The organism is Nitrospirillum amazonense, assembly GCF_029594735.1.
Taxonomy (GTDB): Bacteria; Pseudomonadota; Alphaproteobacteria; order Azospirillales; family Azospirillaceae; genus Nitrospirillum; species Nitrospirillum amazonense.
In genome coordinates, this window is sequence record NZ_JARPAF010000010.1 from 1 (window position 1) to 687 (window position 687).

A 687-nucleotide genomic window follows, 5' to 3' on the forward strand; every position below is an offset into this window, starting at 1 on the left:
ATGTCAGTACGGCCATAGGTGCCGCTCGTCATCAAACCCCTCTCTTTCGCCTGCCGCGGAGAAAGGTTGGCAAGGGCAACTTCCCGTCCAGATTGGTCGATCAGCGGGCCAACCGGCTTGGTCGAGGGCATAGGCCCAGACGCCGACGCCGGCGAAGAAGTGGTGGCGGCGGTATCCCGCCAGGTCAGAAGGTCGAACATCGCGTATGTCCCTCGTGTCCACGTCGCCCGGCGGGATCGCGCCCACCTTCATCAGCTCTCGCAGGGTGGCGGCGGCGAACGGGTCGATCTCGTTGTAGTAGTCACGCATCAGGGCTGGGCGGGATGCCCGACGGGGCCGGGGATGATCAGGATGGGGCCGCGCTGGTCCCACAGGCAGCCGTCGGCGACGGCGTCGTGGCAGCTGGCGGCGCGCAGGCCGAACCACAGGCCTGCGGCGATGACGGCGACGATCAGCGGCGTGCCGATCCAGGCGGCCAGGTCGCGGGTGTTGTCGGACATGTCTTGGGGACGCAGGCCGAAAAGCATGATGGATACTCCTTTAGGGTTTGGAGATGGACACCGGCGCCCTGAACCAGGGCGGCGGAAACGTGTTGAGACGGCAGGGGTTGACGGCCGGGGGCACCAGGGCCGGGGCCGGTGCGGGGGTAGCGGCGGCGACCACCAAGGTGACCATGCGGTCCGCCAA

General features: G+C 67.7%; 2 protein-coding genes. Both read right to left on the bottom strand.

Translation table 11 applies throughout. The features are described from left to right. Window positions 1-3: 3 nt before the first annotated feature. Window positions 4-309, bottom strand: a complete 306-nt coding sequence (locus P5F91_RS29960; protein WP_422394505.1) for a DNA cytosine methyltransferase — start codon at window positions 307-309, stop codon at window positions 4-6. Then, window positions 309-527 carry a hypothetical protein gene (locus P5F91_RS28900; protein ID WP_277908979.1) on the bottom strand — a complete coding sequence of 73 codons (219 nt, stop codon included), beginning with the start codon at window positions 525-527 and terminating at the stop codon, window positions 309-311. Before P5F91_RS28900 ends, P5F91_RS29960 begins: the two co-directional genes overlap by 1 nt. Window positions 528-687 lie beyond the last annotated feature (160 nt).